Raw genomic sequence first — 23,056 nt, 5'->3', positions numbered from 1 at the left:
GCTGCAATCAAATGAATTATCGTCAGCCGGAGCGAAGTGCCAGCATAAAGAAAACGCAAAGGAGCCTGGACATGACTGAAACTTCGATAAAAACCGCGCTGGTGGTCAGCGCCCATTCCGCTGATTTTGTCTGGCGAGCTGGCGGTGCCATTGCGCTGCACCAGCAGCAGGGTTATCAGGTACACGTTGTCTGCCTCTCTTTTGGCGAGCGCGGCGAATCGGCCAAACTCTGGCGCAAAGGCGAAATGACGGAAGAAAAAGTGAAGCAGGCGCGACGCTCAGAAGCCCAGGCTGCCGCTGATATTCTTGGTGCCAGCATCGAATTTTTTGATATGGGCGACTATCCGTTACGCGCCGATAAAGAGGCACTGTTTCGCCTGGCCGACGTCTATCGTCGCATCCAGCCGCATTTCGTGCTGACCCATTCTCTGCACGATCCTTATAACTACGATCACCCTATGGCGACAAACCTGGCGCAGGAAGCCCGTATCATTGCCCAGGCGGAAGGCTATCGCCCCGGCGAAAAAATTATCGCGGCGCCGCCCGTTTACTGCTTTGAACCGCATCAGCCGGAACAGTGCCACTGGAAGCCGGACGTTCTGCTGGATATCACCAGCGTCTGGGATAAAAAGTATGCTGCTATCCAGTGCATGGCCGGTCAGGAACATTTGTGGGAATACTATACCCGCGTGGCGCAGCAGCGAGGCGTGCAGGCTAAACGTAACGTTGGTATCACGGCGGCACGCGATATCATTTACGGCGAAGGCTACCAAAGCATCTTCCCACGCGTAACGGAGGATCTGTCATGAAAGGTCTTACGCAGAAAGGCGTAGTGGTACGTAATATCCAGCGGGCGGATGCGGCGGATATCGCCGCGCTGGCGGTTTCGGGCGTGGCGACGGTACATGAAGCCCAGGGCCGCAAAGGGCTGCTCGATCCCGCTATTCGGCCCATTCAGCAGAACAAAAGCCTGGCCGGTAGCGCGATAACGGTACTGCTGGCACCGGGCGATAACTGGATGTTTCACGTTGCGGTTGAACAGTGTCAGCCCGGCGATATCGTGGTGGCGGTGCCTGGTTCACCTTGTCTGGATGGCTTTTTTGGTGACCTGCTGGCGACCTCGCTACAGGCGCGCGGCGTGGTGGGTCTAATCGCCGACCACGGCGTACGCGATACGCGAACGCTGCGCGAGATGGATTTTGGCGTCTGGTCACGGGCCGTTTACGCTCAGGGCACGGTAAAAGAGACGCTGGGATCGGTTAACGTACCGCTGGTCTGTGCCGGACAGCTGATTATGCCAGGCGATGTCATCGTGGCCGACGACGATGGCGTAGTGGTGGTCGCACGCGCCGATGCCGCGCACGTGGCCGACAAAGCGCGTCAGCGTGAAGAGCTGGAAGAGAGCAAACGTGCCCGGATGGCAAATGGCGAGCTGGGCCTGGATATTTATCAGATGCGCGCGCGGCTGGCGGAAAAAGGGCTGCGCTACGTAGAAACGCTCGACGATCTGGAGGGGTAATCATGCGCCAGCGCCGAATTCCCTGTCTGCTGATGCGCGGCGGCACGTCAAAAGCCGCCTGCTTTCTGGCCGAAGATCTCCCGCAGGATAAAGATCTTCGCGATCGCGTGCTGCTGGCGGTGATGGGATCGCCAGACCGTCGCCAGATCGATGGCCTGGGCGGCGCCGATCCGCTCACCAGCAAGGTGGCGATTATCCGTCGGTCAACGCGCCCTGATGCCGATGTAGATTATCTTTTCGCTCAGGTTAACGTCGATCGGGCCAGCGTGGACTACGGACAAAACTGCGGCAATATCCTGGCTGCGGTTGGCCCGTTTGCCGTGGAGCGTGGGCTGGTGGCCGCCAGCAGGCCCGTTACCGAAGTGCGCATCTTTATGGAAAATACCGGGCAGTTGGCTACGGCGCAACTGGCCACGCCGCACGGCGAAATCGACTACGACGGCGATTTGCAAATTGACGGCGTGCCGGGCACCGCAGCGGAAGTGTTGCTGAATTTTAGCGATATCGCCGGATCGAGCTGCGGCTCGCTGCTGCCGACCGGCAATGTCCGCGACCTTTTTGACGGTGTACAGGTCACCTGTATCGACAACGGTATGCCGGTCGTGCTGCTTCGCGCGGCGGATCTTGGGCGCAGCGGCTACGAAACTCGCGAGCAGCTGGATAACGATGAGCAGCTAAAAGCGCACCTTGAAGCTATTCGCCTGCAGGCAGGCCCGCGCATGAATCTGGGCGACGTTAGCCAGCGCACCGTGCCGAAAATGACATTGCTGGCTGAACCGCGTGCGGGCGGCACAATCAGCAGCCGCACTTTTATTCCGCACCGCTGCCACGCTTCAATCGGGGTGCTGGGCGCGGTCAGCGTGGCCAGCGCCTGCCTGCTGCCGGGTAGCGTGGCGGATGGCCTGGCGAGAATCAGTAATGAACGCGATCAGCGGCTTAGCGTGGAGCATCCGGGCGGAGAATTTAGCGTTTTGCTTCAGCGTGACTCGCAACATCAGCTTACCGGTGCGGGCCTGCTGCGTACGGCAAGGCTAATTTTTTCTGGCGATGTGCAGATCCCAGGTTACATCTGGCCCGAGCAGTATGGAGAAGCGTGATGAACAAGATTACGATTATTGGCTTTGGCGAAGCGGGGGCTATTTTTGCCGCCGGGCTGGCAAAAAATGCGGCTGTCACCATCTGGGATCGCAAACTAACGCAGCCCGCAACCCGTCGGGAAATGGAGAGCAAAGCTGCCGCCTGCAACGTACGCGTCGCCAGTTCGTTAAGCGATGCGCTACGTGATGCCCGGCTGATCTTTTCTGCCGTCACCGCTGCCGAAGCACTAAACGTGGCGCAGGAAGCGGCGGCGGATCTGCGAAGCGGCCAGACTTTTTTCGATCTTAACTCTGTCGCACCGGCCACTAAAAAGGCTGCCGCAAGCGTTGTCGAAGCGGCTGGCGCTGCCTATATCGACGTCGCGGTAATGGCACCCGTGCCGCCAAAGGGTATGCAGACACCCTTGCTGATCGGCGGCCCAACGGCAGAAACAGCCAGTGCCGAATTAACTGCGCTGGGGCTTAACGGCCGCTACCGTAGCCGCGAAGTGGGCGAGGCATCGGCTATTAAAATGTGTCGTAGCATCATGATTAAGGGACTGGAAGCGCTGACTACCGAATGCCTGAGCGCCGCCCGGCAGTACGGCGTGGAGCAGGCGGTACTGGATTCACTGCACGCCAGTTTTCCTTCGCTGGGCTGGAACGACGCGCTGCCGGATTATCTGGTTAGTCGCGTTGCCGAGCATGGACAGCGCCGCGCGGAAGAGATGCGGGAAGTGGTGCAGACGCTGAAAGACGTCAATGTATCTCCGGCAATGAGCGAAGGGATTGCCTGCACCCAGCAAGGTTTGGTTGACGCGCTGGCCAGAAAAGGCGTGCGCTACCAGCAGTTAACGCCTTTCCGCTGGCAGCAGGCGCTGGATCGTATTCGAACCGATTAGCCGGACGCGCGTCACATTTCTGTTCGTGACGCTTTCGGAATTTTTGCGCCGCCGCTACAGTGAACTCATCCGACCACTTTAGCGGCCCCGCCTATGAGCCATTCTCTTTTTTCTCCTTTAAATCTGGGTTTCACGCAGTTGAAAAACCGCGTGCTGATGGGCTCGATGCATACCGGGCTGGAAGAGCATCCTGACGGGCCACGCCGTCTCGCCGCATTTTATGCGGAGCGTGCCGCCGCAGGCGTGGCGCTGATCGTCACCGGCGGCATTTCACCTTCGCCGGAGGGCGTGGTGATGGCCGGCGCTTCCGTACTCAATCATCCCCGGCAGCTGGCGCATCACCGTATCGTCACCGATGCCGTGCATCAGGCTGGCGGAAAAATAGCGCTGCAAATTTTGCACGCCGGCCGCTACAGCTATCAGCCCGCGCTGGTTGCGCCTTCTGCCCTTCAGGCTCCCATCAACCCTTTTATGCCGACAATGCTGACGCACCATGCCATCTTAACGCTTATTGACGATTTTGCCCGCTGCGCACGCCTGGCGCAGGAGGCGGGCTACGACGGCGTGGAAATCATGGGGTCGGAAGGGTATCTGATTAATCAGTTTCTGGTGACCAGAACCAACCAGCGCGACGATGAATGGGGCGGCGATGAGCAAAGGCGCAGCCGTTTTGCGCTGGAAATTGTTCGTGCGGTGCGCCAGGCGGTCGGTGAAAACTTTATTATTATCTATCGCCTGTCGATGCTTGATTTGGTGGAGCAAGGCAGCACGCTACCCCAGACGCTGCGGCTGGCGAAGGCCATTGAGCAGGCTGGCGCGACGCTTATCAATACCGGCATCGGCTGGCATGAAGCACGCGTTCCCACTATCGCGACGTCCGTGCCGCGCGGCGCTTTTGGCTGGGTAACCAGACAGCTGAAGCAGCATCTTACCCTGCCGGTGATTACCACTAACCGCATCAACCATCCTGCGGTGGCACAGGCGCTGCTGGATGAAGGCTGCGCCGATATGGTGTCGATGGCGCGCCCTTTTCTGGCCGATGCGGCGTTCGTCAGCAAAGCGCAGCAGGGGAAAAGCGATGAAATTAATACCTGCATTGGCTGTAACCAGGCCTGCCTCGATCAGATTTTTGCCGGAAAAGTGACTTCCTGCCTGGTTAACCCCCGCGCCTGTCACGAAACCGAGATGGTAAAAATAACGGCGCAGCAGCCGCAAAACCTGGCCGTCGTCGGGGCCGGGCCTGCCGGACTGGCCTTTGCCGTCAATGCCGCCGAGCGCGGCCATCGCGTCACCTTGTTTGATCGGTCGCCCACTATTGGCGGCCAGTTTAACATTGCCCGACAGATCCCCGGCAAAGAGGAGTTCAGCGAAACGCTGCGTTATTTTAACCGCCAGCTGACGCTGAACGGCGTGACCCTGAAGCTTGATCATACGGTCGAAGCCAGCGATCTGCTGACGTTCGATCGGGTTATTCTGGCAACCGGGGTTTCGCCGCGTATCCCGGAAATTGCGGGCATCGATCATCCCTGCGTGCTGAGCTATCTGGATGTGCTACGCGATAAAAAAGCCGTGGGCCGGCGCGTGGCGATTATTGGCGCAGGCGGGATTGGTTTCGATACGGCTGAATTTCTGAGCCAGCATGGCGAAGCCACCAGCCTGAACATTGCGGCTTTTTGCCGTGAATGGGGCATCGACCAGACGCTGCAACAGCCCGGTGGCCTGGTCGCGCCGCAACCGCCAGGCTCCGCGCGGGAAATCTGGCTGCTGCAGCGTAAACCCGGCAAGCCCGGCGCTGGCCTGGGCAAAACCACCGGCTGGATCCACCGCGCCAGCCTGCAAATGCGTGGCGTCGCTATGTGGGGCGACGTGCAGTATCTGAAAATTGACGATGAGGGCCTGCATATTCTGCATCAGGGCAAACCTGTGCTACTGGCGGTAGATAACGTGGTTATCTGTGCGGGCCAGCAGCCAAACCGCGAGCTGGCGGAAGCGCTTCAGGCCAGCGGTATAGCGGTGCATCTTATTGGCGGCGCGGATAAAGCGCTGGAGCTGGACGCGCGTCGCGCTATCGAACAGGGCACGCGGCTGGCTCTTTGTCTCTGACAAGACTATCCCTTCAGGCCGCCGCCAGGCTAAGCTGGCATCGTTTCTGCTCAATGTTGAAAAGGATGCCCGATGCCGCACGCTTACCGCTCCGCCCTGCTTTCTTCCTTCGACTGGCTGGATCACGCCTTTCAGCCTGCCGGTGAACCGCCGCCGCCGGAGAGCGTTCTGAACCAGCAGCGCCACAGCGCAACCGTGCTGCTGGACAGCGAAGCTCTGCCGGTAAAAAGCCATGAGGCGGACGGCCTGATCGGCACAGGATCGCGTCCCGTCGCCGTTTATACCGCTGACTGCCTGCCGGTGCTGATTGCCGACAGCAGGCAACGGCAGGTCGCCGCCGTGCATGCAGGCCTTAACGGCGCGCTGAAAGGCGTACTGATTAATGCGCTTCGTCTGCTTTGCGAACGCGGTGCCACGCCGGAAAGCTTATATATTGCTATCGGGCCAGCGATTGGGCCTTGCTGCTATGAGCTGGGCGAGGATCGTCTGACGGCGATCGGACAGGAAAATCCCAATAACCTGCGACCGCTGCTGGCCTTTTCCACCAGACAATATCTGAACCCGCACGCGGTAAGGGCGCAGGCCGTTGCCACGACGCAGGGCATCTGGTTCGATTTACCGCAGCTGGCTAAACGGATGGCAATGCGGGAAGGCGTGCCGGAAGCGCAGATTGAGCTAAGCCAAATCTGCACCTACTGTATGGCGGAAGAGCAGGCCAGCTATCGCCGCAACGGCCATTTTCAGCATGGCTATCAACAGCGATATTCCTGGATTAAACGGCTAAGCAACTAGCGCAGCTTGACCGAACGCAGGATCACAAACTTCTGGTTGGAAGCGACGGTGGTGCAGTTGCCGAACAGCTTTTTCATTTTGCGATAGTAATCAAGATGACGATTACCCACGATGCGCAGCTCGCCGCCATATTGCAGACAGCGACGCGCGTCGCGGAACATCTGCCAGGCGATATGATCGGTCAGCGTGTTTTGCTGATGGAACGGTGGATTGCACAGCACCGCATGCAGGCGATCGGAAGGAAAACCGGCCAGCGCGTTGTTCACCGCAAAGTGGCTGCGGGCTAAATCCTCTGGCCGGTTAACTTCCACATTCATGCGGCTGCTGGCTACCGCCATCCAGGATTCATCAACAAAATGCACCTCGGCCTGCGGATTCTGTTCCAGCGCAATCAGACCAATCACGCCGTTACCGCAGCCCAGATCGACAATTTCGCCATCGATGTTGTCCGGCAGATGCGCCATAAAGAAGCGCGCACCGACGTCCAGCCCGCTGCGGGCAAAGACGTTGGCATGGTTATGAATATGATAATCGGTGCCGTCCAGCGGCCAGGCGTAGGTTTCAGCCCCGTCGGCCAGCGCAGGCAGATCTGGCGTGCAGTAGATCAGGCGCGCTTTTTTTACCGCCAGCGAAGTGGTGGTTTTGCCCAGCACGCGTTCAAACAGCTGAAGCGTTGAGGTATGAATATCCTTTGCCTTGCCCGCAGCGATAACCTGCGTTTCCGGCGTTACGACCAGCCGCAGCGCGCGCAGCTGCTGCTCCAGCAAAGCCATAGTCTTAGGGATTTTAATCAGCACGCGAGCCGGATTTTCGGGCAGCTTTGCCAGACTGTCCAGAAAATGCACGTCGGCTTCATCCATGCCGTTTTCCATCAGGTTTTGCCTCGTCGCCTGCTGGCTAATCCACGAGTCGCTAATACTGAAAAGCTCTTCGCCCACCAGCGCGCAGGCCAGCGCGCCAAAGGTGTCGTTGAAGATTAACGTCGCGCCGTTAGCGGGCGTTTCGCTTACCTGCTTCAGCAGATATTCATCGGCGGCGTCCCACGCCTGCAGCGGGCTTTCGTCGCGCATCTGGGGGAAACGATGCAGCGTCAGCGTGCGGTGGCTCAGTTCGAGTTGGCTCATGGGATCTCCGGCAGGATAAAAATTCCCGCGAGTTATCCCCTAAAACGGGCCGACAGTAAACTTTTTTCTTAATCAGTGGCGCTTTGGGAGCCTTATCACGCTTTTTTCGCCAGGTACCGCCAGCCGTGATCGACTCTTTTTTTCATATCCTTATCGACTGAAATTTCTGCTTTTTTCCAATAGCGCCTGTAATCCATCGCGCCGCTTCGCTCGCGCCAGGCCTGATTGTTACCTATATATTTGATTATACGTAAATAGCCTGGAGCGCAGCACGGCTGTGTTAACTGTAGTGATTAAGCCGTATCGTTTTGAATCCACCACGCTGTTCGTCTGGCTCCTGGTTGCCGCCGCAGGCGTCACTGATGCGCTGCTCTACCTGCACAGCAAAGAGATGCTGGCGGTCTATATGACCGGCAATAGCTCCAAAATGGCGCGTTTTTTTCAACAGGGCGATCTGGCGAAAGCGCTGCCGCTGTTAACCATCGTACTGACTTTTATCGCCGGAACCACGCTGGCGGCCTGGCTGGGCAACAAAGCGGCCTCGTGGCGCGCGCCGCTGTTACTGCTGCTGGTCGCCGTACTGCTGGCGCTGGCCTGCCCTTTTACCAGCGAGAAGTTTTCTTTAGGCCCTGTGCTGTTAATTAGTGCGGCGATGGGCACGCTGAATCAGGTTCGCCGTAGCGAAGCGGGCGTCACCTTTATGACCGGCACGCTGGTCAGGCTGGGTCGGGCGCTGGCCGCCGGACAATTCCGCAGCGCCGGAAACTACGCGTTACGCTGGCTGATTTGGATTATCGCCGCTTTTTTCGGTGCGCTGCTTGATAGTCACTTCGCCGCATCCGCCCTGCTTGCCGTGCCGCTCTGGTGCCTTGCGCTGGCGGCTGTCGTTACCGCTAACCATTTTGTGTTGACGCATAAGCTGAAACAGCGTGCCGCGCAGCAGCATTCATCTTAATTTCAACGGAGATCCGCATGTCTAAAACTCAGCGTCATTACGCCCCTTCCGGGCCGGGCACGAAAACCGGGCCAGCGCTACCGGCCGCTGGCAAAGCGCTTTCACCCAACGCTATTGATGTCGGCCAGGTCGCCGACCATGCCGTCACCTTTGAGAACTGGAAAGGCGCAGCCGACAGGCCGGAGCCGCAGCCCGCCACGCCGCTGCCGCCGGATGAGCGTTTAGGTATTGCCATCGTTGGCCTCGGACGTCTCTCTTTAAACCAGATCCTGCCCGCGCTGAACGAGAGCCAGTTTGCCCGTCCCGTGGCGCTGGTTTCCGATCGGCCCGAAAAAGCGCAGGCGGTAGCCCGGCAATACGGTATCGATCCCAATGCTATCTACCGTTATGACGAAATGCACAAGATGGCCGATAATCAGAAGATTCAGGCGGTTTATGTCGTGACGCCAAACGGGCTGCACCGCGATCACGTTGTCGCGGCGGCTAAAGCGGGCAAGCACGTTCTTTGCGAAAAGCCGATGGCCAACACGCCGGACGAGGCGCGCGAAATGATTGCCGCCTGCCAGCAGGCGAAAGTGAAGCTGATGATTGCCTATCGCTGCCAGCACGAGCTGTTTAACGTTGAGGCGGCGCGCCTGACGCAAAGCGGCGAGCTGGGCCAGCCGCGCGTAATAGAAGCCATCACCAGTCAGGTTCAGGGGCCGGGCGATCAGTGGCGGATGCGCGCGGCGCTTTCCGGCGGCGGCGTATTGCCCGATATCGGCCTCTACTGCCTGAACGGCGTGCGCACCATGCTGGCGGAAGATCCGATCGAGGTTTACGCGCAGATTATTAATCCCACCGACGACGACCGCTTTAGCGAAGTGGAAGAAACGATAGCCTTTACGCTGCGTTTTCCATCGGGCGCTATCGCCAACTGTTTCAGCAGCTACGGTACGCACGAGGCGAAAGATATGCGTATTCGGCTGGAGAAAGGCTGGATCGCACTGGATAACGCTTTTGCCTATGAGGGCCAGCGTTTGCAGGTTGCGCAGCGCCATGAGCAGTCTGAACAGGTGAACGAGCTGCGGCTGTCGCCAAAGAATCAGTTTACGCTGGAGATTGACCATTTCGCGCATTGCGTGCTGCATGACGCCACGCCGTATTCGCCTGGCGAAGAAGGGCTACAGGATCATATTCTGATGGAGGCGATTTATCGCTCCGCACGCAAGGGCGTGCCGGTGAGGTTTACCCACGATTCGCCGCATCCGCCGCTGAAAATCGCCGAGCGCTCTGCAAGATAATCGGGAGCGGTGACCACTGGTACACAGAGATTAGAGCGCGAGAAGTTTCTGACTTTTATCGCTGAGACAAGGAGCTGCCTGCTGGCCGGGCGATTAGCCTGGGCAGGCAGCACCCGGCACGCATATAGCGCTATCTGCCGTAGTCGCGATAAACCAACAACGTCCCGGCAAAATACCCCGCATGTCTGACGCAACCCGCCATCGCCAGCTCTGGAATCAACACGCGCTTTTCCCGGGTAAACTGGCTGTCGTCATCCCTCTGATTCAGCGCGGTTTTTCTCAATAATTGCCAGAATATCTTCCACGGTTTCTTGCAGCAGCTCGCCTTCGCGATACGCCTGCAGTTCCGCCTCACCGCCATTAACGACTTTTTGCGGTCTTTCTACAAAGGTGCCGATCTGCTCGAACCTGCCGTTAAGCACGACGGTAAAGGGAATCCGCACTTTATCCAGCGCCAGCGCCGGCAGCAGGCTGCGTTCAGCACGGCTTTTACTGATGATTGCCTGCGAAACCGTCGGCTGCAGCTCGCTGATAAACTGCATGGCGGTCACGTTGCGCTGGCAGTCGGGACACCACAGTTCGGCAGCCGTCAGCAGGTAATATTCACCCTGTATCTGCTTCACTCGCTCTTTCAGCTCATCCGTAACCTCAGCCGCCAGCTTTGCCCGCGCGGCTTTGACAGCAGCCACTTCGCCCGCCAGCCCGGTTCTGGCAAACGCCTCGAAACCCGCACCCGCGCTAAATAGCTCTCGGTAATCAATCATGATAACTTCCCCATAATTTCCAGAAATGACAGTATGCGAAAAGCCGTCGATACTGGCAATTGCCGGTGGCGAAAATGGTATCATGGCACTTATTTACGAGTTTCCCGATTTTATGACGCAATTACGTTATCTTGATGGCTATCCCGCCACGATTATCACCCAGGTAGAAACGCTGTTTAAACAAGGCAAGCTGGGCCTGTGGCTGGAAAAGAAATACCCGGATGGCCATGCGATTCAAAGCGATAAGTCGCTGTACCAGTTTGTGGGCGAGCTGAAGCAGCGCTATCTGAAGAATGCGTCCGCCCTGTCAAAGGTGCAGTTCGATAATAAACAGAACCCGATTAAAGGCACGCTCGGCACCAATACGTTTATTTCACGCGTGCAGGGTGGCAAGCTGAAGGCCAACAACGAAATCCGCATTGCCACGCTGTTTCGCGACGGGCCGGAAGATTTCCTGCGGATGATCGTGGTTCACGAGTTGGCCCATCTGAAAGAGAAAGATCATAACAAAGCGTTCTACCAGCTGTGCTGCCATATGGAGCCGGACTATCACCAGCTGGAGTTTGATATGCGCGTCTGGCTGAACTGGCGAGACCAGCGCCAGCAGTAAGCCGTCAGAGAAAATCCTTCGCTTTCTGAATCAGGCTGGTTTTCGTCAATGCGCCGAGAAACCGGCGTTCAACAGGATTGTTCAGCACCGGCAAGCGCTCCAGCGTAATTCGGGCGAACGCTTCCCAGCCTTCAGTAATAGTTTGATTTTCAAAAACGTAAGGAAAGGAAGCGTCGGTGACGCAGCTTACCGGCGAGTTCAGCGTGATCTCTTTATCCAGCACTTTACGTGAGATGTCGTGGATGGAGACCGCGCCCAAAAACTGCCCGGTTTCGTTAATCACATAGACAAAGCGTTCGCGCTTTAATGAACTAACCGCCAGCGCTTTTCCCACCGAATCATCCGGCTGGAGCGCCGCGCCGGAAACGATAAACTGCGAAATAATGCCGTTATCAAAATCGAATTTGGCGTCTGAACGGCTGAAGTGGTTTTTAATAACCGGGTAAGTACTGTTGGATTGCAGCTGATAAACCACCATAAACGCCAGCGCGCAGGCGATCATTGTCGGAAAAAGCAGGCTGCTGTTCAGCGTCATTTCCAGCACCATCAGCATGGCCATTAACGGCGCCTGGCTGACCGAAGCCAGTACCGCGCCCATGCCGACGGCAGCAAAGATTATCGGGTTATCGACCGGAAATCCGGCCAGCGCGGCCAGGCTGGCGACTATCACGCCCAGTACCGCGCCAATCAGCAGGGAAGGCGTAAACAGACCGCCGACCGCATTCGACCCGACGGAAACAGCCGTCGCCAACATTTTTAGCACCAGCAGAATAACCAGCCCTGCCAGCAGGAAGCGGCCGGCCATGATTTCCACAATCACTTCATAACCGTTGCCCAGCACGTTAGTACTGCCGATAGCCAGAATACCAACCAGCAGGCCGCCGGTGCCCAGCCGCAACGGTAAACTTTTTATGCGGCTAAACCGCCTGCGGCTTTGGGCTATCAGCCAGATTAAGGCCCAGCCCGCCAGACCAGCCAGTAAACCGATGACCACCGCCAGCAGCATATTCTGCGGCGTCAGCGCAAACTGCGCATGGGAAAAAGGATAGATAGCGGAACGGTAGCCCAGCGTCGACATGGTTAACACGGCCATGCCTGCGGCGATAATCAGCGGGATCAGTCGCTGTAAGGCAGAGATGCCAAAAGCGATTTCGGCGACAAAAATCGCGGAGGCGAGCGGCGCATGGTAAACCGAAGAAAGCCCAGCGGCGGCGGCCATCGCGACTACGTCGGTATTTTTCAGCGGTAGCTTTTTAAACCAGAAGCGTCCCATCAGGCTGCCGACCAGCGCGGAAAGCTGCACCATCGGCCCCTCTTTACCAATAGAGGCCCCGCTGCTGATGCTGGCGATGGAAGAGAGAGCGCGAAACAGCGAGGTTTTGGTAGGTACCGCATCCAGCCGGGCGTTGATCACTTCCAGGTAGTCGGTGCGCACCGTCTCTTTCTGTTCAATTGCGGTGGCGTAACGCAGGAAAAAACCGGCCAGCAGGCCGCCAGCGCCGACGATCAGGGGCCAGCTGTACCACGGCCAGGCGTGAATAGCCTGCGTGACATCCTGGCGGCTGCCAAAAAACAATAAATTAAGATGTTCAATCAGCAATCGGAAAGCCAGCGTCACCAGCGAAGCCACCAGCCCGACAGGAATGGCGACCAGCAGGCTGGTCCAGTTAAGTGCGTGTTTACTGCCTGAGGACATAGTGTTGTTTTGCCTTTTTACGCTTCTTTATGTTTATCGTGAAAGAGGATACGTTAAAAATCAAACAGGCAGGCAGACGCCGTGTAAATATTTCTAAATATGTCTGAAAAGAATTGACCGCTGTCGTACTCCTCTCTATCTTCAGTACAGCAAAGGGGAGTAACTTCTTCGTCGGATAATCGTCATTACGATGCGCAAGCATCCGGTTACCGGGCAGTCAGCGTTCTGACTGTAAGTGAGACCTTGCCGGAAGGCGAGGTTTGCACACGATCAAAATAGTGTGGCTGGCGTCTTCTGACGTCAGCCATTTTATTTTGTACAGGACAACGTGATGAATACTGTAGGCACGCCGTTACTCTGGGGCAGCTTTGCTGTCATAGTGCTGATTATGCTGGCAGTCGACCTGCTGTTACAGGGACGACGCGGCGCACAAACCATGTCGCTTAAGCAGGCCGCCGTCTGGTCGCTGGTGTGGATTTCTCTTTCGCTGCTGTTTGCGGCCGGGCTGTGGTGGTACTTAAAAGGCGCTGTCGGCCCGCAAATCGCCCATAGCCAGACGCTCGCCTTCCTTACCGGCTACGTGCTGGAGAAAGCGCTGGCGGTAGATAACGTTTTCGTCTGGCTGATGCTGTTCAGCTACTTCTCTGTGCCAGCCGCGTTGCAGCGGCGCGTGCTTATTTACGGCGTGCTTGGCGCGATTGTACTGCGCACCCTGATGATTTTCGCGGGAAGCTGGCTGGTTACTGAATTCAGCTGGATCCTGTATCTGTTTGGTGCCTTTTTGCTGTTCACCGGCGTCAAAATGGCGATGGCGGGCAAAGACGATGAGGGCGCGGTCGGCGATAAACCAATCGTTCGCTGGCTGCGCGGCCATCTGCGCATGACCGACGATCTGCAAGGCGAAAAGTTTTTTGTCCGCCGTAGCGGTCTGCTTTACGCCACGCCGCTGCTGCTGGTGCTGATTATGGTCGAGCTGAGCGACGTTATTTTTGCCGTCGACAGTATTCCCGCGATTTTTGCCGTCACCACCGATCCTTTTATCGTGCTGACCTCTAACCTGTTCGCCATTCTTGGCCTGCGGGCCATGTATTTCCTGCTGGCCAACGTGGCGGAACGTTTCTCGATGCTGAAATATGGCCTGGCTATCGTACTGATCTTTATCGGCGTCAAAATGCTGATTGTCGATTTTTACCATATTCCGGTTGCCGTTTCGCTCGGCACGGTTGGTGGGATCCTGGCCGTCACGCTGTTGGTGAACGTCTGGGTCAATCGCCGTAACGATCGTAAGATGCTGCGAAAATAACGCAGTTACCTGCAGGCCTGGCGGCGATGCTCTGCCGCCAGGCCATTTTTCATTTCCCCTGTCAGCACATTTCCTTATACTGCCTGCGCAAACACAAAGATGCCGCCTTATTCAGCGCATACGACGCTGACGCGCATTCCATCACTTTAACAGCTGGTTTTTATATGAGTATTCAAAAGAATCGTCCCGGCCTGTGGCAACGTTTGATGCAGGCAGGTTTGGTCACCCAGATTATGATTGGTCTGGTGGCTGGCGTTGCGCTGGCCTGGTTTTCGAAAGAGAGCGCCCTGTCCGTTAGCCTGCTCGGCTCACTGTTTGTTAGCGCGCTGAAGGCCGTCGCGCCGCTGCTGGTTATGGTGCTGGTGATCTCTTCTATCGCTAACCACAAGCAAGGCCAGAAAACCAATATCCGTCCTATCGTTATTCTTTATTTGCTGAGCACCTTTTTTGCCGCCGTGGTTGCCGTGGTTTTCAGTCATCTGCTGCCGCAGACGCTGACGCTGACCGCAGCCAACAATGAGATTACGCCGCCTTCCGGTATTCTGGCCGTATTAAACGGTCTGCTGATGAGCATGGTTTCCAATCCCATCGATGCGCTGATCCACGCCAACTATATCGGTATTCTGGTATGGGCTATCGGGCTGGGTTTTGCCTTCCGTCACAGCAGCGACACCACGCGCGCTTTCCTGAACGATGCTTCCGACGCGGTCACGTATCTGGTACGCATTGTGATTCGTTTCGCGCCAGTGGGGATTTTTGGTCTGGTGGCCTCGATTCTGGCCTCAACGGGCTTTTCCGCGCTGTGGCAGTATGCGCATCTTCTGGGGCTGCTGCTGGGCTGCATGCTGCTGATGGCGCTGGTGGTTAACCCGATTCTGGTTTACTGGAAAATCCGTCGCAATCCTTATCCCCTGGTCTTTACCTGCCTGCGTGAGAGCGGCGTAACCGCCTTCTTTACCCGCAGTTCGGCGGCGAATATTCCGGTGAATATGGCGCTGGCGAAAAAACTGAATCTGGATGAAGACACCTACTCCGTCTCGATTCCCATTGGTGCCAATATCAGTATGGCCGGTGCCTCTATCACTATTACCGTATTGACGCTGGCGGCGGTTAACACCCTGGGCATTCATGTTGATACCGGTACGGCTATTCTGCTGAGCCTGGTCGCCTCTGTTTGCGCCTGTGGTGCTTCCGGCGTGGCGGGCGGCTCGCTGCTGTTGATCCCGGTGGCCTGTAACATGTTTGGCATTCCTAACGATGTGGCAATGCAGGTTGTAGCCGTTGGCTTTATTATTGGCGTACTGCAGGATTCTGCAGAAACGGCGCTGAACTCGTCTGCGGATATTCTGTTTACCGCCGCAGCCTGTATGGCCGAAGAACGTCGTATAGAGCAACAGGCTTAACGGGTTGGGCCGCCGCGCTTATGTGCGGCGGCTCGCTTTTACAGAACTTTTTCAAAACGATTTTTTTACTTAACCTCTGTTTTTTACCGCGCTATTTTGCGCGGCGTCAGTCACTTTCCTGTCAAAATACCCTCCAGACATTAAAACCCATGCCAGACGGCAATAAACTCGTTTCTTTATCATGGAAACTGCCCTTTATAGTGAAATAAATTGCAATTGTGTCAGCCTGTGTAAAACTTCTTTGCAGCGGTCTGCTGCGCCTGTACAACATCGCTAACGCTGGCTTTAGACTTTTTTCAGGTTAAACAGGTCGTTTATCCATTTTCAGCTTTAAGGCCGGGGGCGATTCTTTCTTAACGCCTTAAATTGCTCGTGTTAATAAACCGTTCAGCACGCATACTTACTGGCAGTGTGGCCGGGGCCGGGCTAAAAATACGATTCAGGGACACGTTATGGATATCTTAAAAGCGCTGGTCCATGCTCTCTGGCAGCAGGACTATGCAATGCTGGCCGACCCTTCTCTGGTCTGGGCAATCTATCTGGTGCTGTTTATGATCCTGTTTCTGGAAAACGGCCTGCTGCCCGCCGCTTTCCTGCCTGGCGACAGCCTGCTGATTCTGGTTGGCGTGCTGATTGCCAAAGGCACGATGAGTTTTCCGCTGACGCTGCTTATTCTCACTACCGCCGCCAGCCTGGGCTGCTGGCTGGGCTATATTCAGGGACGCTGGCTGGGCAATACGCCTACCGTCCAGCGATGGCTGGCCCACTTGCCGGCTCAGTATCATCAGCGCGCTCATGCCCTTTTTCACCGGCACGGCCTTTCAGCCCTTTTAATTGGCCGTTTTATTGCCTTTGTCAGAACGCTGCTGCCGACCATTGCCGGTATTTCCGGGCTGAGCAATACACGCTTTCAACTGTTTAACTGGCTAAGCGGCCTGCTGTGGGTGCTGATCCTTACCGTGCTTGGCTTCGCGCTGGGTAAAACGCCGGTCTTCCATAAATATGAAGATCAGCTGATGCTCTGCCTGACGCTGCTGCCGCTGGTGCTGCTGGTTATCGGCCTGTTTGGCTCACTCTATGTTTTATGGAAAAAGAAACGCACGATGAATGGGAAAGGAAACTCATGATAAAAAAAGTTTATACGCGTCGGCGTCTTTTCGGCTTGCTGGCGCTGATTTGTCTTACGCTGACCGTAGCCAGCTTTCTGCCAGCCCTGTTTCGCAGCGAAACGGCCATACAGATACGGGCTTTTCAACAGGGCAGCACGCTGCCAGACGGCTTCTACGTTTACCAACGTCTGAACGCTGAAGGCATTCATATCAAAAGCATCACGCCCGATCGCGACACGCTGGTGATCAAATTCGATTCTCAGGAGCAGAGTATTGCCGCAGAGAAGATGTTGCGCCGTCTGCTGCCGGAAGGCTTCTCTATCGCCCAACCGGAGCGGACAGACTCTTCGGCATGGCTAAGCCACCTTCACGCGCATAAGCAAAATATCGGCTAAATATCGCGCCCGAAAGCCCTTTTCGGGTCGCCTATCCCTAAGAATCTTCTCTCTTTTTGAGCTTTCCGTATTTTCTGACTATGCTTAACTGGCCAGAGGTAACCAGCAAGCTTTACAGGATTAACGGGGTTGTACCTGACCCAAACAACGGAAGGTCACTTTATGAGATACCGCACCATTCTTGGCATTAGTCTTTTATCCCTGACCACTTTCGCCCAGGCGGCCGAGTCGCTGTGTCTGCAAAAAGAGCAGGATATTCAGCATGAGATTGAGCTGGCTCGCCAGCACGACAATCAACGCCGCGTGACGGGCCTGGAGCGAGCATTGACGGAAGCTCGCGCCGGCTGCACGGACGACAAGCTGAAGACTCGCCATCAGGAAAAGATTAAAGAGCAACAGCAGAAGGTGGAAGAGCGGCAAAAGGAGCTAAGTCAGGAAAAGGCGGACGGCAATGATAAAGAGAAAATTGCTAAGCGCGAGCGAAAACTGGCAGAAGCACAACGTGAACTGAAGGAAGTCCAGGCGGCGCCCTATTAAGGCCGGGCCGGATTCTCATTACTGACTAAGAAAGGAGTTTATTATGTCAAAAGATATCACTTCCGATAATTTACGTGCGGATTTACGGACCCTGGCCGATACGCTGGAAGAAGTGCTGAGCAGCACTACCGACAAATCCAAAAACGAACTGGATAAGCTGCGCAGCAAAGCGCAGAGCGCGCTGAAAGACACGCGTGCGCGCCTGGGCGATTCCGGCGAACGTATTGCCAAAACGTCACGCGAAGTGGCCGACAATGCGGACGTTTACGTACGTGAAAATCCGTGGACCAGCGTGGGCATCGGTGCCGCCATCGGCGTGGTACTGGGCGTCCTGCTGACGCGTCGATAACGATGGCAGATTCCCGGCAAAGCCAGGGCCCAGGCAAAGGGGTCATCAACATCGGGCAGCGCATTGTCACCACTCTGGTCGGGATTGTCGAAACCCGCGTCAGGCTGGCGGTGGTAGAGCTGGAAGAAGAGAAGGCGAACCTGATTCAGCTGTTGATTATGGTTGGCCTGACCATGCTCTTTACCGCTTTTGGCCTGATGAGCCTGATGGTGCTCATTGTATGGGCTGTGGATGCGCAATATCGTTTAATGGCGATAGGCATTACCACAGCGGTGCTGTTTGCGCTGGCCATTATCTTTGGATTGTGGACGCTGGCGAAATCGCGCCGTTCTACGCTTCTGGGCGTTACCCGTAAAGAACTGAAATCCGACCGTAAACTTCTGGAGAATGATTAATGAGTCGCGAGCGTGACGAGCGAAAAGCCGAACTCCTGCGTCAGATTCAGCAGCAGCGGCTGGATCTTAGCCTTGAAAAGAAATTCTGGCTGGAGAGTACTGCCCGTTACGATCGCGGCTGGTTAACGCTGCTTAGCCTCAAGCGCTATATTGCGGTTGGCAGCGGTCTGGCCGCTATCTGGTCCGTACGCCATCCACGCCGCATTTCGCGCTGGGCTAAACGAGGCCTTGGCCTCTGGAGCACCGTGCGTATGGTGCGCAATTTTATGCCCGGCCGCTAAGCCTCTCTTTTCAGGTTCGGCTATGTCGAACCTGAATAATCAATTTTTCTGAAAGACTTTAACAGTTTATCTCGCTTACAATCTTTCCCCTCCGCGAATATTATCTTCCTCAACAACCGGGAGTTAGCGCTAATCGCCTGCTACAACCGGGTTTAATACGGCCAGGGCCTTTCCTGCTCGCATCAAATTCACTGGGGAATAACATGAAAAAATTAGAAGATATTGGCTTTCTGGCCGCGCGTATTTTAATGCCGATCCTGTTTATTGTGGCAGGCTGGGGAAAAATCACTGGCTATGCGGGTACGCAACAGTACATGGAAGCGATGGGCGTACCGGGCTTTCTGCTGCCGCTGACGATTTTACTGGAGTTTGGCGGCGGCTTAGCCATTCTGTTTGGCCTTCTGACGCGCTTTACGGCTATTTCGACCGCAATTTTTACGCTGATCACCGCGTTTGTGTTTCACAGCAACTTTAGCGTCGACGGTAACTCCATTAACTTTATGAAGAACCTGACTATCACAGGTGGTTATCTGCTGCTGTTTATTACCGGCCCGGGAAAATACAGCATCGACCGCGTACTGAAGAAAAGCTGGTAACGCAATCTAAAAAGCAGGGATTTCAACCCTGCTTTTATTATCTGTTTCCATAAAAATCAATAACAGCGGCCATATTAATTACGCATTTTAGAAAAGGTAATTGCATAGCCGCTTTATTAACAATGCCCTGCATCCGCTCAATCAGGAAGACGCGGGCGTTTTATTAAAAAGCTGCGAAACAGCGCTAATGCCAAAATTAACAATACCTACAATGCCGGTACCGATATTGGAAATAGCATTCACCACATCCAGTTCAAGGATGCTGCCAATACCTGACCCAAGCTTTCCTGCCGGCGTGGCGGCATCGGTAGTCAGGCCACCAGCAGCGGTACCGGCATCAACAATATTACCGATGGCCGTGCCGATACTTTTTCCCAGGTCGGCAAAAAAACCTGCACCTGAAACCGCTTCCACTTCCTGAATATTTAATTCACGCATAACTTACTCCTTGTTAAAAAAGAGGCCGCGTTGATAAAAACGCAAAGCGATTCTAATAACACAAGGCAAATAAAGTCAAATCTTAAATAACATGCCACGATAAAAGACAATAAGAAAATTTACCAGGTCAGGCGGAAGAGAATTTTAATAACAATTACAAACCTGTTTTAGATATTAATAACAGTTTTATTGGCCTGCACTGGAAAATATAAAATATTTACCGAACGGTTGGTTTACACAAATTAAGGCAAGAAAAATACCTGCAAATTAACGAGCTTTTTCCTGACAACAAGTTATATTTTAAACTGTTTTCTAAGATTATGGAGTGAATATGGGACAGCTAATTGATGGCGTATGGCACGATAACTGGTATGACACTAAGTCAACCGGCGGACGTTTCAAGCGTTCTGAATCCGCATGGCGTAACTGGGTTACCGTTGATGGCCAGGCTGGCCCAACGGGAGACGCGGGCTTTTGTGCCGAAGCAGATCGCTATCATCTTTACGTTTCCCTCGCCTGCCCCTGGGCGCACCGAACGCTGCTGATGCGCCAGCTAAAAGGGCTGGAAAAGCTGATCTCCGTTTCCGTTGTTCATCCGCTGATGCTGGAGAACGGCTGGACGTTTGATGAGGATTTTGAAGCCGCGACGGGCGACAGCCTTTATCAAAATGAGTATCTGTACCAGCTTTATCTCCATGCCGATAAGGACTATACGGGGCGCGTTACCGTACCGGTTTTATGGGATAAGCAGCAGCAGACTATTGTCAGCAATGAATCGGCCGATATTTTACGAATGTTCAACAGCGCATTTGACGCGGTTGGCGCGCGCGCGGGCGACTACTATCCGGCAGATCTGCGCAGCAAAATCGATGAAGTGAACGGCTGGGTTTACGATACGGTAAACAATGGCGTCTATAAGGCAGGTTTCGCCACGACGCAGGCGGCCTATGATGAAGCGGTCAACGCGCTGTTTCATTCACTGGCAAGGCTGGAACAGATGCTGGGACAGCACCGCTATCTTACCGGTGACCGCCTGACCGAAGCAGATTTACGCCTGTGGACGACGCTGGTGCGCTTCGATCCGGTTTACGTCACGCATTTTAAATGCGACAGGCACCGCATTAGTGATTATCTGAACCTGAGCGGCTTTTTGCGGGAAATTTACCAGCTGCCCGGCATCGCAGAAACGGTCGATTTGGCCCACATCCGCCATCACTACTATTGCAGTCATAAAACCATTAACCCTTACGGCATTATTTCTACCGGTCCGGCTTTTGACTGGAACGAGCCGCACGGGCGCGACGAGCGATTTCGCTAGCGGGGAAGCGGGCGTCTCGCTATTTCATTACCGCGTGACGCTTTGCCAGCAGCTTAGGAACTTCTCTTAAACACCAGGCTTTGGCCTCGCCCATACTGTCGCGACGCCAGGCCATGATAATATCCACTTCTTTGCTGTATTCGGGGCTGACCACGCGCAGTCGCCCCTCGGCTATATCCTTTTCCACCAAAGGATAAGGCATGGACGCCACGCCAAGGCCAGCCAACAGGGCACGGTGCTTGTCTTCTATAGAACTGACGGTCAGCCGCTGCTGCTTGTCCAGTAACTGTACGGTCAGCACTGGCCGCTCGCGGGCCGTATCGGCAACAGCTATACCACGGTATTTAACGCGGGATACTTCGGAAAGCGGTTCCGGTTCCTGATGGATAGGATGATCGGGACTGGCGACGATAACGCTTCTGATGCTGTAAAGCTTGCGGGTATTGATTTCCGAAGATGCCCGAAAATGCATATCCGGCGCAATAACAATATCAGCTCTTCCCTGCTCCAGCCGCTCCCATGCCCCTGCCAGCACTTCGGTTATCAGCGCGATTTGCGTATTGGCTTTTTCAGCAAGCTTATCGATTAATGGAAAAAGATATTCGCAGGGCACCAGCGCTTCGGTAACGATGGTCAAATGCGTTTCCCAACCTCGCGCCAGCGCTTCTGCATCCGTGGTCAGTTTGTCGGCCGCCTCCAGCAGAACGCGGCCCCGCTCCAGCAACATGCGCCCTACGTTGGTAAATTTTGTGCGGTGTCCGGAGCGGTCAAACAGGACGACGTCCAGCTCTTCTTCCAGTTTCTGCATCGTATAGCTGAGCGCAGAAGGCACGCGACCCAGCTCGTCTGCCGCCGCAGCAAAACTGCCGCGTCGATCGATAGCGTCCATCACTCGTAGCGCTTCCAGCGTAAGAGCGCGATCTTTAGCCATAGCGGGTCTCTGTCAGGAATTTTGAATATGGTAAGCAGATTAACTGGCTAACAATCTGCCGTCCAGCGCCTTACTATAGCGACATAAGAAACGGTCGGTGCGGTATGCCGATCGATAAGGGGGAAAGGTATGATTATTAGTCGTAGCGTGCAGCAGTGTGGTAAAGCTGATTACGGCTGGCTGCAAGCGCGTTATACCTTCTCCTTCGGCCACTATTTTGATCCAAAATTACTGGGCTACGCTTCTTTACGCGTGCTCAACCAGGAAGTGCTGACACCAGGGGCTTCCTTTCAACCCAGAACCTATCCTAAGGTTGACGTTCTTAACCTGATTTTGCAGGGTGAGGCGGAGTACCGCGATAGCGACGGTAACGACGTGGTGGCGCAGGCAGGTGAAGCTTTGCTGCTGGCTACGCAGCCGGGCAACAGCTATAGCGAACACAATATCAGCAAAGAGCAGTCGCTGACGCGTATGCAGCTGTGGCTGGACGCCTGCCCGCAGCGAGAAAATGCGGCGATACAACGCCTGTCCATTCCTCAAAATGCTCGCTGCACGCTGCTGGCTTCGCCAGACGGTGCGCAACAAAGCCTGCAGCTGCGTCAGCAGGCGTGGGTTTATCATTTGCAGCTCCAGCCGGGCGAAGCGCACACGCTACCGCTAAACGGCTCGCGAGCCTACCTTCAATCAATTCACGGTAGTTTGCAGGTGACGGCGCCCTCGCACGAAGAACAGGCACTTGCCTGCGGTGACGGCGCGTTTATCCAGGAGGAAAGCAACGTCACGGTTAAAGCTTTGACGCCTGCTCGCGTGCTGGTAATTGATTTATCAGAGTAGGCTGCCTGGCCTCTGTATAACGGACCTGACTGCTCGCCTTATTCTCCGTTCAGGTTAAAAAGATCGATCGGCACTTCTACCCTGTCGCCGATCGACCAGCCTTTTTTACCCAGAATATGCTGCGGCGTGTTATCAGGCACGTTGAAGTAAAAGGTCGTCTTTTCTTCGTCGACTTTCCCTTCATCCAAATCTTCCGCATCCAGATCCATTTCATCCAGCTCTTCTTCGGTCAGGCCTAACCTGACGGCCAGTATCGATCTTTTCATCGGCTATCTCCTGTTGTTTACGCCTTACAGTTAAGCAAAGATTTTTCCTTAGCGCAGTCTGACGCTACATTTTTCTT

The 23,056-nt window shown here is 55.3% G+C and carries 26 protein-coding genes; 20 read left to right on the top strand and 6 right to left on the bottom strand.

The features are described from left to right. Positions 1–71 precede the first annotated feature (71 nt). The 6 genes from galB (at position 72) to KUE00_RS15975 (ending at position 6,392) form a co-directional block, all read left to right on the top strand. Positions 72–809 (top strand): 4-oxalmesaconate hydratase, encoded by a 738-nt coding sequence (gene galB / locus KUE00_RS16000; protein WP_246760891.1) that lies wholly within the window; start codon positions 72–74, stop codon positions 807–809. Further along, complete coding sequence (locus tag KUE00_RS15995) at positions 806–1,519, top strand: 4-carboxy-4-hydroxy-2-oxoadipate aldolase/oxaloacetate decarboxylase (protein ID WP_246760889.1); 714 nt, start codon at positions 806–808, stop codon at positions 1,517–1,519. The genes galB and KUE00_RS15995 overlap by 4 nt, the downstream gene beginning before the upstream one ends. A 2-nt stretch (positions 1,520–1,521) precedes the next feature. After that, entirely contained in the window at positions 1,522–2,616 is a 1,095-nt protein-coding gene (locus KUE00_RS15990; protein WP_246760887.1) for a 4-oxalomesaconate tautomerase, read from the top strand. After that, a complete protein-coding gene (locus tag KUE00_RS15985) occupies positions 2,616–3,497 on the top strand; it encodes an NAD(P)-dependent oxidoreductase (protein ID WP_246760886.1) in 882 nt (293 codons plus the stop codon). Before KUE00_RS15990 ends, KUE00_RS15985 begins: the two co-directional genes overlap by 1 nt. 93 nt (positions 3,498–3,590) lie before the next feature. After that, positions 3,591–5,600, top strand: a complete 2,010-nt coding sequence (locus KUE00_RS15980; RefSeq protein ID WP_246760885.1) for an oxidoreductase — start codon at positions 3,591–3,593, stop codon at positions 5,598–5,600. A 72-nt stretch (positions 5,601–5,672) separates the two neighbouring features. Then, positions 5,673–6,392: a purine nucleoside phosphorylase YfiH/LACC1 family protein gene (locus KUE00_RS15975; RefSeq protein WP_246760884.1), complete on the top strand. Its 720-nt coding sequence runs from the start codon at positions 5,673–5,675 to the stop codon at positions 6,390–6,392. Here the strand turns inward: KUE00_RS15975 and rlmG are convergent. Continuing rightward, positions 6,389–7,516, bottom strand: coding sequence for a 23S rRNA (guanine(1835)-N(2))-methyltransferase RlmG (gene rlmG, locus KUE00_RS15970; protein WP_246760883.1), 1,128 nt, complete (start codon positions 7,514–7,516; stop codon positions 6,389–6,391). The two genes, KUE00_RS15975 and rlmG, sit on opposite strands and share 4 nt — an antisense overlap. Before the next feature lie 277 nt (positions 7,517–7,793). On the opposite strand from rlmG, the gene KUE00_RS15965 reads away from it, so the two are divergent. After that, entirely contained in the window at positions 7,794–8,471 is a 678-nt protein-coding gene (locus KUE00_RS15965; protein ID WP_246760882.1) for a YoaK family protein, read from the top strand. A 17-nt stretch (positions 8,472–8,488) separates the two neighbouring features. Next, the gene (locus tag KUE00_RS15960; RefSeq protein WP_246760881.1) at positions 8,489–9,754 is read left to right on the top strand and encodes a Gfo/Idh/MocA family protein; all 1,266 of its coding nucleotides are present in this window, start codon (positions 8,489–8,491) and stop codon (positions 9,752–9,754) included. A 251-nt stretch (positions 9,755–10,005) separates the two neighbouring features. On the opposite strand, the gene KUE00_RS15955 is transcribed toward KUE00_RS15960, so the two are convergent. Next, positions 10,006–10,518 carry a thioredoxin family protein gene (locus KUE00_RS15955; RefSeq protein ID WP_246760880.1) on the bottom strand — a complete coding sequence of 171 codons (513 nt, stop codon included), beginning with the start codon at positions 10,516–10,518 and terminating at the stop codon, positions 10,006–10,008. Positions 10,519–10,630: 112 nt separating this feature from the next. On the opposite strand from KUE00_RS15955, the gene KUE00_RS15950 reads away from it, so the two are divergent. Further along, the gene (locus tag KUE00_RS15950) at positions 10,631–11,128 is read left to right on the top strand and encodes a M48 metallopeptidase family protein (RefSeq protein WP_246761021.1); all 498 of its coding nucleotides are present in this window, start codon (positions 10,631–10,633) and stop codon (positions 11,126–11,128) included. 4 nt (positions 11,129–11,132) lie between these two features. Here the strand turns inward: KUE00_RS15950 and KUE00_RS15945 are convergent, their stop codons facing one another. After that, the gene (locus KUE00_RS15945) at positions 11,133–12,824 is read right to left on the bottom strand and encodes a chloride channel protein (RefSeq protein WP_246760879.1); all 1,692 of its coding nucleotides are present in this window, start codon (positions 12,822–12,824) and stop codon (positions 11,133–11,135) included. A gap of 331 nt (positions 12,825–13,155) precedes the next feature. On the opposite strand from KUE00_RS15945, the gene KUE00_RS15940 reads away from it, so the two are divergent. The 9 genes from KUE00_RS15940 to KUE00_RS15900 all read left to right on the top strand — a co-directional run bounded on the left by KUE00_RS15940 (position 13,156) and on the right by KUE00_RS15900 (position 19,192). Then, positions 13,156–14,127 carry a TerC family protein gene (locus tag KUE00_RS15940; RefSeq protein WP_246760878.1) on the top strand — a complete coding sequence of 324 codons (972 nt, stop codon included), beginning with the start codon at positions 13,156–13,158 and terminating at the stop codon, positions 14,125–14,127. Between the two features lie 164 nt (positions 14,128–14,291). After that, complete coding sequence (gene sstT / locus KUE00_RS15935; RefSeq protein ID WP_246760877.1) at positions 14,292–15,530, top strand: serine/threonine transporter SstT; 1,239 nt, start codon at positions 14,292–14,294, stop codon at positions 15,528–15,530. A 452-nt stretch (positions 15,531–15,982) separates the two neighbouring features. After that, positions 15,983–16,657: a DedA family protein gene (locus tag KUE00_RS15930; RefSeq protein ID WP_246760876.1), complete on the top strand. Its 675-nt coding sequence runs from the start codon at positions 15,983–15,985 to the stop codon at positions 16,655–16,657. After that, positions 16,654–17,034 (top strand): EnvZ/OmpR regulon moderator MzrA, encoded by a 381-nt coding sequence (mzrA, locus tag KUE00_RS15925; RefSeq protein ID WP_246760875.1) that lies wholly within the window; start codon positions 16,654–16,656, stop codon positions 17,032–17,034. Before KUE00_RS15930 ends, mzrA begins: the two co-directional genes overlap by 4 nt. A gap of 162 nt (positions 17,035–17,196) precedes the next feature. Continuing rightward, complete coding sequence (locus KUE00_RS15920; protein ID WP_246760874.1) at positions 17,197–17,571, top strand: DUF1090 domain-containing protein; 375 nt, start codon at positions 17,197–17,199, stop codon at positions 17,569–17,571. Positions 17,572–17,614: 43 nt separating this feature from the next. After that, positions 17,615–17,920, top strand: a complete 306-nt coding sequence (locus tag KUE00_RS15915; protein WP_246760873.1) for an ElaB/YgaM/YqjD family protein — start codon at positions 17,615–17,617, stop codon at positions 17,918–17,920. Positions 17,921–17,922: 2 nt separating this feature from the next. Beyond that, positions 17,923–18,315 carry a phage holin family protein gene (locus tag KUE00_RS15910; RefSeq protein ID WP_246760872.1) on the top strand — a complete coding sequence of 131 codons (393 nt, stop codon included), beginning with the start codon at positions 17,923–17,925 and terminating at the stop codon, positions 18,313–18,315. Beyond that, positions 18,315–18,596 (top strand): YqjK-like family protein, encoded by a 282-nt coding sequence (locus KUE00_RS15905; protein WP_246760871.1) that lies wholly within the window; start codon positions 18,315–18,317, stop codon positions 18,594–18,596. The genes KUE00_RS15910 and KUE00_RS15905 overlap by 1 nt, the downstream gene beginning before the upstream one ends. Before the next feature lie 203 nt (positions 18,597–18,799). Further along, positions 18,800–19,192: a DoxX family protein gene (locus KUE00_RS15900; RefSeq protein WP_246760870.1), complete on the top strand. Its 393-nt coding sequence runs from the start codon at positions 18,800–18,802 to the stop codon at positions 19,190–19,192. Between the two features lie 141 nt (positions 19,193–19,333). On the opposite strand, the gene KUE00_RS15895 is transcribed toward KUE00_RS15900, so the two are convergent. Beyond that, positions 19,334–19,630, bottom strand: a complete 297-nt coding sequence (locus KUE00_RS15895; RefSeq protein ID WP_246760869.1) for a hypothetical protein — start codon at positions 19,628–19,630, stop codon at positions 19,334–19,336. A gap of 331 nt (positions 19,631–19,961) precedes the next feature. Here KUE00_RS15895 and KUE00_RS15890 point away from each other — a divergent pair, with 331 nt between their 5' ends. Next, on the top strand, positions 19,962–20,948 hold the full coding sequence (locus KUE00_RS15890; RefSeq protein WP_246760868.1) for a glutathione S-transferase family protein: 987 nt from the start codon (positions 19,962–19,964) through the stop codon (positions 20,946–20,948). Positions 20,949–20,967: 19 nt separating this feature from the next. On the opposite strand, the gene KUE00_RS15885 is transcribed toward KUE00_RS15890, so the two are convergent. Then, positions 20,968–21,879 carry a LysR family transcriptional regulator gene (locus KUE00_RS15885; RefSeq protein WP_246760867.1) on the bottom strand — a complete coding sequence of 304 codons (912 nt, stop codon included), beginning with the start codon at positions 21,877–21,879 and terminating at the stop codon, positions 20,968–20,970. A gap of 129 nt (positions 21,880–22,008) precedes the next feature. On the opposite strand from KUE00_RS15885, the gene KUE00_RS15880 reads away from it, so the two are divergent. Further along, a complete protein-coding gene (locus KUE00_RS15880; RefSeq protein WP_246760866.1) occupies positions 22,009–22,713 on the top strand; it encodes a pirin family protein in 705 nt (234 codons plus the stop codon). Positions 22,714–22,751: 38 nt separating this feature from the next. Here the strand turns inward: KUE00_RS15880 and KUE00_RS15875 are convergent, their stop codons facing one another. Then, on the bottom strand, positions 22,752–22,979 hold the full coding sequence (locus KUE00_RS15875) for a hypothetical protein (RefSeq protein WP_246760865.1): 228 nt from the start codon (positions 22,977–22,979) through the stop codon (positions 22,752–22,754). Between the last annotated feature and the right edge of the window lie 77 nt (positions 22,980–23,056).

Source organism: Erwinia phyllosphaerae (genome assembly GCF_019132875.1).
GTDB classification, from domain to species: domain Bacteria; phylum Pseudomonadota; class Gammaproteobacteria; order Enterobacterales; family Enterobacteriaceae; genus Erwinia; species Erwinia phyllosphaerae.
This window is presented reverse-complemented; position numbering and strand designations above follow the sequence as displayed.

Bases quoted from the DNA above. Each gene is read 5' to 3' on its own strand.
- KUE00_RS15905 (WP_246760871.1), top strand. From the start codon at position 18,315: ATGAGTCGCGAGCGTGACGAGCGAAAAGCCGAACTCCTGCGTCAGATT.
- KUE00_RS15995 (WP_246760889.1), top strand. From the start codon at position 806: ATGAAAGGTCTTACGCAGAAAGGCGTAGTGGTACGTAATATCCAGCGG.
- KUE00_RS15960 (WP_246760881.1), top strand. From the start codon at position 8,489: ATGTCTAAAACTCAGCGTCATTACGCCCCTTCCGGGCCGGGCACGAAA.
- KUE00_RS15880 (WP_246760866.1), top strand. From the start codon at position 22,009: ATGATTATTAGTCGTAGCGTGCAGCAGTGTGGTAAAGCTGATTACGGC.
- KUE00_RS15895 (WP_246760869.1), bottom strand. From the start codon at position 19,630: ATGCGTGAATTAAATATTCAGGAAGTGGAAGCGGTTTCAGGTGCAGGT.
- rlmG (WP_246760883.1), bottom strand. From the start codon at position 7,516: ATGAGCCAACTCGAACTGAGCCACCGCACGCTGACGCTGCATCGTTTC.
- KUE00_RS15920 (WP_246760874.1), top strand. From the start codon at position 17,197: ATGAGATACCGCACCATTCTTGGCATTAGTCTTTTATCCCTGACCACT.
- KUE00_RS15885 (WP_246760867.1), bottom strand. From the start codon at position 21,879: ATGGCTAAAGATCGCGCTCTTACGCTGGAAGCGCTACGAGTGATGGAC.
- KUE00_RS15910 (WP_246760872.1), top strand. From the start codon at position 17,923: ATGGCAGATTCCCGGCAAAGCCAGGGCCCAGGCAAAGGGGTCATCAAC.
- KUE00_RS15945 (WP_246760879.1), bottom strand. From the start codon at position 12,824: ATGTCCTCAGGCAGTAAACACGCACTTAACTGGACCAGCCTGCTGGTC.
- KUE00_RS15990 (WP_246760887.1), top strand. From the start codon at position 1,522: ATGCGCCAGCGCCGAATTCCCTGTCTGCTGATGCGCGGCGGCACGTCA.
- KUE00_RS15940 (WP_246760878.1), top strand. From the start codon at position 13,156: ATGAATACTGTAGGCACGCCGTTACTCTGGGGCAGCTTTGCTGTCATA.
- KUE00_RS15975 (WP_246760884.1), top strand. From the start codon at position 5,673: ATGCCGCACGCTTACCGCTCCGCCCTGCTTTCTTCCTTCGACTGGCTG.
- sstT (WP_246760877.1), top strand. From the start codon at position 14,292: ATGAGTATTCAAAAGAATCGTCCCGGCCTGTGGCAACGTTTGATGCAG.
- KUE00_RS15915 (WP_246760873.1), top strand. From the start codon at position 17,615: ATGTCAAAAGATATCACTTCCGATAATTTACGTGCGGATTTACGGACC.
- KUE00_RS15955 (WP_246760880.1), bottom strand. From the start codon at position 10,518: ATGATTGATTACCGAGAGCTATTTAGCGCGGGTGCGGGTTTCGAGGCG.
- KUE00_RS15980 (WP_246760885.1), top strand. From the start codon at position 3,591: ATGAGCCATTCTCTTTTTTCTCCTTTAAATCTGGGTTTCACGCAGTTG.
- KUE00_RS15900 (WP_246760870.1), top strand. From the start codon at position 18,800: ATGAAAAAATTAGAAGATATTGGCTTTCTGGCCGCGCGTATTTTAATG.
- KUE00_RS15890 (WP_246760868.1), top strand. From the start codon at position 19,962: ATGGGACAGCTAATTGATGGCGTATGGCACGATAACTGGTATGACACT.
- galB (WP_246760891.1), top strand. From the start codon at position 72: ATGACTGAAACTTCGATAAAAACCGCGCTGGTGGTCAGCGCCCATTCC.
- mzrA (WP_246760875.1), top strand. From the start codon at position 16,654: ATGATAAAAAAAGTTTATACGCGTCGGCGTCTTTTCGGCTTGCTGGCG.
- KUE00_RS15985 (WP_246760886.1), top strand. From the start codon at position 2,616: ATGAACAAGATTACGATTATTGGCTTTGGCGAAGCGGGGGCTATTTTT.
- KUE00_RS15875 (WP_246760865.1), bottom strand. From the start codon at position 22,979: ATGAAAAGATCGATACTGGCCGTCAGGTTAGGCCTGACCGAAGAAGAG.
- KUE00_RS15950 (WP_246761021.1), top strand. From the start codon at position 10,631: ATGACGCAATTACGTTATCTTGATGGCTATCCCGCCACGATTATCACC.
- KUE00_RS15930 (WP_246760876.1), top strand. From the start codon at position 15,983: ATGGATATCTTAAAAGCGCTGGTCCATGCTCTCTGGCAGCAGGACTAT.